Source organism: Alloscardovia sp. HMSC034E08, assembly GCF_001813415.1.
GTDB classification, from domain to species: Bacteria; Actinomycetota; Actinomycetes; order Actinomycetales; family Bifidobacteriaceae; genus Alloscardovia; species Alloscardovia omnicolens.
The window spans coordinates 1-5,580 of record NZ_KV812455.1 but is presented as its reverse complement, the minus strand read 5'-3'; the positions used below and the strand labels follow the sequence as shown (position 1 = coordinate 5,580).

General features: G+C 42.8%; 12 protein-coding genes. 9 read left to right on the top strand and 3 right to left on the bottom strand.

Annotation, left to right across the window (positions count from 1 at the left end; translation table 11 throughout):
* Window positions 1-724: 724 nt before the first annotated feature.
* Complete coding sequence (locus HMPREF2909_RS08705) at window positions 725-1,114, bottom strand: ImmA/IrrE family metallo-endopeptidase (RefSeq protein WP_168165245.1); 390 nt, start codon at window positions 1,112-1,114, stop codon at window positions 725-727.
* Between the two features lie 345 nt (window positions 1,115-1,459).
* On the opposite strand from HMPREF2909_RS08705, the gene HMPREF2909_RS09100 reads away from it, so the two are divergent.
* Window positions 1,460-1,618, top strand: coding sequence for a hypothetical protein (locus HMPREF2909_RS09100; protein ID WP_168165244.1), 159 nt, complete (start codon window positions 1,460-1,462; stop codon window positions 1,616-1,618).
* Window positions 1,619-1,621: 3 nt separating this feature from the next.
* Window positions 1,622-1,807 carry a helix-turn-helix transcriptional regulator gene (locus HMPREF2909_RS00045; protein ID WP_071414750.1) on the top strand — a complete coding sequence of 62 codons (186 nt, stop codon included), beginning with the start codon at window positions 1,622-1,624 and terminating at the stop codon, window positions 1,805-1,807.
* A gap of 47 nt (window positions 1,808-1,854) precedes the next feature.
* Here HMPREF2909_RS00045 and HMPREF2909_RS00040 read toward each other — a convergent pair whose 3' ends face one another.
* Window positions 1,855-3,204: an SNIPE associated domain-containing protein gene (locus tag HMPREF2909_RS00040; protein WP_071414749.1), complete on the bottom strand. Its 1,350-nt coding sequence runs from the start codon at window positions 3,202-3,204 to the stop codon at window positions 1,855-1,857.
* A 26-nt stretch (window positions 3,205-3,230) separates the two neighbouring features.
* Window positions 3,231-3,581: a helix-turn-helix domain-containing protein gene (locus tag HMPREF2909_RS00035; RefSeq protein ID WP_071414748.1), complete on the bottom strand. Its 351-nt coding sequence runs from the start codon at window positions 3,579-3,581 to the stop codon at window positions 3,231-3,233.
* Window positions 3,582-3,755: 174 nt separating this feature from the next.
* On the opposite strand from HMPREF2909_RS00035, the gene HMPREF2909_RS00030 reads away from it, so the two are divergent.
* From HMPREF2909_RS00030 to HMPREF2909_RS00005, 7 genes are all read left to right on the top strand, one after another.
* A complete protein-coding gene (locus HMPREF2909_RS00030) occupies window positions 3,756-4,007 on the top strand; it encodes a helix-turn-helix domain-containing protein (protein WP_071414747.1) in 252 nt (83 codons plus the stop codon).
* The gene (locus HMPREF2909_RS00025) at window positions 4,000-4,203 is read left to right on the top strand and encodes a hypothetical protein (RefSeq protein WP_071414746.1); all 204 of its coding nucleotides are present in this window, start codon (window positions 4,000-4,002) and stop codon (window positions 4,201-4,203) included. The genes HMPREF2909_RS00030 and HMPREF2909_RS00025 overlap by 8 nt, the downstream gene beginning before the upstream one ends.
* Window positions 4,175-4,573 carry a hypothetical protein gene (locus HMPREF2909_RS00020; RefSeq protein ID WP_168165243.1) on the top strand — a complete coding sequence of 133 codons (399 nt, stop codon included), beginning with the start codon at window positions 4,175-4,177 and terminating at the stop codon, window positions 4,571-4,573. The genes HMPREF2909_RS00025 and HMPREF2909_RS00020 overlap by 29 nt, the downstream gene beginning before the upstream one ends.
* Window positions 4,574-4,576: 3 nt before the next feature.
* A complete protein-coding gene (locus HMPREF2909_RS09095) occupies window positions 4,577-4,723 on the top strand; it encodes a hypothetical protein (RefSeq protein WP_168165242.1) in 147 nt (48 codons plus the stop codon).
* Window positions 4,724-4,771: 48 nt separating this feature from the next.
* Window positions 4,772-5,041, top strand: a complete 270-nt coding sequence (locus HMPREF2909_RS00015) for a hypothetical protein (protein WP_022857284.1) — start codon at window positions 4,772-4,774, stop codon at window positions 5,039-5,041.
* Window positions 5,038-5,220 (top strand): hypothetical protein, encoded by a 183-nt coding sequence (locus HMPREF2909_RS00010; protein WP_071414743.1) that lies wholly within the window; start codon window positions 5,038-5,040, stop codon window positions 5,218-5,220. Before HMPREF2909_RS00015 ends, HMPREF2909_RS00010 begins: the two co-directional genes overlap by 4 nt.
* A 1-nt stretch (window position 5,221) precedes the next feature.
* Window positions 5,222-5,580 (top strand): RusA family crossover junction endodeoxyribonuclease (locus HMPREF2909_RS00005; protein WP_071414742.1); only part of this gene is annotated, 359 nt, incomplete at its 3' end.

Sequence of the window (5,580 nt, the reverse complement as noted above, 5' to 3'; positions counted from 1 at the left end):
GTCGTAGGCGGCGAGGACTCGCGCTCGCAGTTTGTTTCTTCTGCTGCTGTTTGTGCGTCGGGGGTTTGCTTTGTTCATGTTACCCCCCTCTCTCGCTTTCGGGCAATACGACTTTTGTATGAGTGTGAGGCGGGTATGCTCGTGGTTTCTTGATGCTCGTAGAGGGGTTGCCGTGTGCGCTACTTGTCTCTTATTGCGGTGAGATTATTTTCGGGCACGTTCATTGTGGCTTTGTTTTTTATGGGGGCATGTGCAAGAAGATTGGCGAGCATACTCGCTTTTATATGAGTATAGCCACTCGCGTACACGAATGACTACTATACTCATTTAATCATGCAGTGGTTCGTGTTGTCAACTGTTTGTTTGTGAAGATTTTGTGCGTGGAGCGTGGTTTTTGGGTTTTCCTTACACGTGTGGTGTAAGGCTTCTCAGGCATTGGAATTAAAGGCTTGTATGGGTGTTGAGGGGTATGTCTTACATCTAAAACACTATATACCCATTTTTTATTCTCAAGATTTTCTGAAAAGTGGTGTAAGGATGTAAGGAATAGTGTCTAAGGCTAATGTTTTCAAGGGTTTTCAGCCTTACACCATATGTGTAAGGAAGTGTAAGAGGTGTAAGGATTATTTACCTATTTTCCAAGCCTTCTTGTTGAATGCGTGTAAAAAAATATAGAGGTTACTCATGCACGCTATGGGTAACCTCTCGCTAGTTTTTGCTTGTTTTAGTTGTGTATTGTTTCTTTGAGTATGTTTTGATAATCGCCTAGTACTTGTTGTGTGACGTTTAGTTCGATTCCTATGAGTATGTTATTGCTGTCGTAGATGTGTTCTGCTTGTATATAGTCGATTATGTTGATGAGCCAGAGTGCTGTTTCTTGTCGTGTTTTATTTTCGTTTTTTGGATCGTGTCCTGTGTGTTCATATTTGGCGTGGATAAGTTCGTGGGCGAGTGTACAGCGGTATTGCGTGGGATTGAGGGTGTTGTCGACGATGATTGTGCGTGTGGCGTTGTCATAGTAGCCCATATAGTTACCATCTAACGCGGTTTCGATGATGGTTATATGGCCTTGCTCGGCTATGTTCTGCAGGTCTTGAATATTTGGTGTGCTCATCGTGTGCGCTCTTCTCTTGGGTACGGTGGTATGGTTTATTCTACCTACCATGTTCGAACATTTGTTCGAAAGTGTGTTGAGATAAAAGCGCAAAAAGTTTTCGATTATTTTTGGGTTTTTAATATATAATACTTGCATAGAAATGGTTTTTATGGTAGTATTATAGTGTAACAAGGAAAGGAGGTGAGGAACATGGAAATGTTCTGGAAAGTGATTAGCGCAATCACTGAAGTTGGAACTTTCGTGATTGCGCTACTAACCTACTTGCACGACCGTGATAAGTAGTTAACAATTGGCTTCCTAGGTAACCTAGGGAGCCTGCCCTACCATTTTCCAGTGTACCATGTGGGTATTATGAATAAGTTTAAGATTGCGGCCTATGCAGGGCTTGTTGTAGGTCTTGTAGGCAGTATTGTCAGCTGGTGGTATCCCAGCGTTGGCGGTGCTTTTGCTATCAGTGCGGGCTTATTGTCTTTGACTGCTAGCTACGGGATTAAGGATTAGGCTATGACTGAGCGTTATATGAGTTATACCGAGGTTGCCGAGTATCTTAATGTTGCTAGGGGTTCGTTGGCTGGTTATAAGCTTCCTGAGCCTGATGTGTATATTGGGCGTACTCGTGGATGGAAGCGTGAAACGATTGAGACGTGGAATGCTCACCGTCCAGGCAAAGGCAACCACAAAGGACGATAAAATATGAGAAGGTGTGCAAGTACTGTACTTGCACACCTTTTTGATAATTATGAATTTTCTTCTTGTGTTGTAGATTTCGCGTTGAGACTTAGTTTATATTCTTCTGCTTCTGGTTCCACTTTGTATTCCACTAGTGCAACGTCTTTTTCCTTGAGTTTATCAAGTACTTCTTGAGGTGTGACTTTGTAGAATTCTTTGCGAGCATTTACCTTGTTAACTCTCCTGCCTTCGAATTCGTGGTGCAGCATTGTTTCTAAGTTAACTGCGTCTTTACTGAAGAAGAGTGCGTGCACATCGAATACGAATGGTACAGAAGCACTGGAAAGTTCACGGATACGATCCATTGGTTCGAGGCGTCGTGTCATGCCGATTTTGACTACATCTTTACCGAAGGCTCCGATATTGCTGATAACGTATACGTATCCTGCTCGGATGTTTGCGGCGCGGTAGTCTACATCGTCTACAGACTTTTGAATTTGCTCCAGCTTATTACGCAGTTTTTCGGCTTCTTCGAGGTCCCCGCGCTCTTCAACCGCTTTGAGAGCATTCTCGTAGTGTTCTTTCTCTTTTTTGAGACGTTCCATTTCTTTTTCGAGTTCTTTTTGAACTTTTGCTTGTTCGCGTAATTCTGCTTTACGTTCTCGTTCGGCTTCTTTTTCTACTTGAACTGCTTGGAGGTAGAGTGCTGTTGTTTCCAGTTCTTCTACTTTGAGTTTTTGATATGCTGGCGTAATACGCAGGTTGATAAGTGTGCCGAATTTGCTCACGTTTTCTGCGCTTTTAATGATGCGTGCTACTGCTGACGATAGGTTGCCTGCTTTTACTGTTTTGACAGCGTTTTCTGTTTCGCTATTAAAAAGGTTGAGGGCGAGTTTGCTGAGTTGGTTGATGAATTTTGTTCCGTCACTTTTCTTGCCGTTAAATGTGAAGCTGGTGATTGAGCTTGTTGCTTTGCCTTCTTTTATCATTTGTTTTTGTTGCGCTTTTAATTCAGTGAGTTTGGCTGCGTATTCAACGGAGTTTTGCGCTGGGTTGTCGAAATCGTAGAGGGATACGTCGAATTGAGCGCCTACGCCCTGGAGTTCCTCGATTTTCTTTTTGAGTGCCTCATATCGTTTTTCGGCGATTTTTGCGTCTCGCTCGCGTTTTACTGCTTCGTTGTTGGCAGGGCCTATGATGTTTTGCGCTTCGTTTTCTAGTCTTTTGATTTTTTCTTCTAGTTTGTTGATTTTTTCTTCGCGTTCTTGGATGGTGAGCATGCCTAATGTCTCTGCCTGTTGGCGGTATTTTTCTGCTTCGCTCCTATAGAAGTTGGACTCATCGTTGAGTTCTTGGATAAATTTCTTTCTACCGAAAAATGGTATAAAGGCGTTACCGTTTTGGTCGCGTTGAATCATTCTCTGTTCTCCTTTTGTTATTTTGGTTATGCGCCGAAGTCGTCGTATTCGCGTTCGGCTCGTTTGTTAGGATCTTCGCTGGCGGCAAGATTCCACTCTTCCGGTATTGCGGTAGGCACCCCGAGGCTGTACTCATGAGCTTCTGCGATAAGCGTGAATGTTGAGGTGTATCCGAGCATTTTTGCGATTTTGTCGAGGTCGTCTATGGAGAACGTTTTTAGTCCAGAGAGGCGTATGGATGCGTAGCTTTTTGCGCGTCCTAGTTTTTTAGCCACTTCTTCTACCGTGTAGCCTTTTTGGATGATTTGTTCTTTGATGAACCGTGCGATTGCTTTGGCTGCTTCGCTTACTGGCTCTAGTTGCTCGTTTCTTACCATGTGTCTAGTGTACCTCATTTGAGAACTTCACTATGGCATAATGCGACACGCCGTGTTCTCTATTGAGATTGCAAATTACATTAATGTAGTTTATAGTTGTAATTGTTCTCAATAGAGAACGTAATCTACTTTGATTGTTCTCAATAGAGAACTGTACTACGAGAGGAGGAAAAGTTGGCTGTACTGGATTATTACGCTCAGACGATTCGAGCAGAACTCGCCGCTAGGCATTTAACCCAGATTGGTTTGGCTGATTATCTCGGTATTGACCGTAGGACTCTTGACTATCGCTTGCGCAAAGAGCGCGCATGGACTGTAGATGAGCTCTCTAAAGCGGCCAATTTTCTTGGTTTGACTTATTGGCAACTCTCAGAGCTTGCGGCTGAGCGTGAGAAGCGCGAAAAGAAAGGACAAAATAATGAGTAACAAAACACCCAATGATATTAATGTTATTAAGTTTCTTATGCGTCAATACGTGCACGACTATTTATGTGAGTACTATAGTTCCGCGTATGTTTTGAGCAGAAAATTTAACATTTCTATTGACAAGTTTACTACTGCTATTGATGAGCATGATGTGTCAGGTTTTACTGATGATGAGATTTTCAAAATTTTTGGGTAACCTCACTCAACTTGATAGTGCGATTATTGAGGATACGCAAAAAAATGTAAAAGTGGAAGAAGATAGTAAGGCTGAGGTTGAGGCAGAAGCTGCCCAACTATGGTCTGATGTCGTCAATATTTCTTACATGCGTTCCCAAGTAAAGTCATGGTTGGCGGGTAACCCAAAGCTTATTATTCCTACTCTCAAGCTTATCGACTTATCTGATGAGAATATTAAACGCATTATTGCTAATGTGCATGGAATCGATCTTTTACCTGATATTGATGTTCTGTTCCTTTACGCTGTGCTGAAAATAAGTATATATAATGCGGTGAACGCGCTGTCGAATGCGGCTTCTTCTGTTACTTCATCTGAGAAAGATGAGTAGATCATGGATGTTGTTATCACGATTATTTTTGCTATTCTCACGTTTTTTGTCGCACTTTTCCCTGTTTTCGTTGAGCTGCATGTTATGTGGCGTGAATGGAAGAAGCGTGTGATAAAGCATTCCAAGCATGGCGAAAAGTCGAGGAATTGATAAATGCCCGCAAGGTAATGCGAGCATCGACCAATAAGGGAAATGAATATGAAAAACAATAGTAATACTACCACAATGAGCGACCGTGCACAGCAAACTCAGTTACAATTCGAACGCACAATCATACTGCTCGACACTATTCTCGTAAGTATCATGTGCATGAGCAGCTTCTTCTATCTCATGTTTGCGAATATGGGTAAGAATCCGCTTGTTAGTTTCTCGTTTTTGCTTGTGTATGTGGTGTCTTTGGTTGGTCTTGGTTTTTTGTCGTGGGATTTCATTCAAGACTTAACCGCTCACAGTAAGGAGCGGTCATGAATCAACCTGTTCGTAAGTTGGTGAAGCTGAGTGAGGCTGCACGTCAATTAGATATGGATGTGCGCACAGTAAAAAGCTTAGCGGTTAAAGGTTATCTACGTCTACGTCAGATTGGGACTCGTTTCTGGGTTTCGCAGAAAAGTATTGACGAGTTTTGTGATGGGAAAGGAACAAATTAAATTGGCTGTTCGCGAGTTCATTATTGAAGGTCAACCTGTTCCTAAGGCGCGTCCCCGCGTCTATGGGAAACGAGGGGTAACACCGAAGAAAACTATCGATGCTGAAACGCGGGTACGTGAAGCGTATTTAGCAGGTTATCCGAATTATCCAATTTTCGAAGGGAACGTTATTCTTCAATGTCGTTTCTTTTTGCAGGATAATCGCCGTGTAGACGTTGATAATTTGTTGAAGCTGGTGCAGGATGCGTTGAATGGTTTCGCTTTCAAGGATGATAGTCAGATTATACGGGTTATCGCGGCGAAGATTACTCCGTCAAGGCTTGTGGAAGGTGCGTCTGGTCGGCTTCGTAAACGGCGGGG